The organism is Helicobacter sp. T3_23-1059, from assembly GCF_053654515.1.
Genome location: NZ_JBSIUV010000224.1, coordinates 1 through 473 on the forward strand (window position 1 = coordinate 1; position 473 = coordinate 473).

The 473-nt window shown below is 25.8% G+C and carries 1 protein-coding gene; it reads left to right on the forward strand.

Annotation, left to right across the window (positions count from 1 at the left end; translation table 11 throughout):
* On the forward strand, positions 1-473 hold a 473-nt coding region (locus ACWIX0_RS14165), incomplete at both ends, for a DUF6402 family protein (RefSeq protein ID WP_454174613.1).

The following is a 473-nucleotide window of genomic DNA, read 5'->3' on the forward strand; positions in this document are numbered from 1 at the left end:
GGACACATACAAAGAATATGCGCTGTCCACATTTAATTCAAAAATAGAACATATACAAAATTTTGCACTTTATTCCATAGCTGGAAATTTTAATATTGTTTATATTTTTGATAGCGTAACTAAAAATAAGAAAAAATCACACGATAATATTGATAGCATTATATATTTTACCCCAAAGAATATTAAAGCATTCATAGTCGATAGTGTAGATTTTAACAACGAAATTGACAATAATGGCAAAGAAAAAGACCAACCCATTGGCGTTTGGGATTATGAAAATATAAAATGTGATATTGTTGAATCTATAAAACAAGTCGCTAAATACGAATATAATTCTTTTACTATTCCTACTAAATTGATTGGCGAATTTGACAATATGACAAAACAAAACAATATTTATCCTATCTATAATTCAGATTTTAAACAATCACAACAATTTTTTCAAATGGGGTTAGATTTTTTTATTTATACTA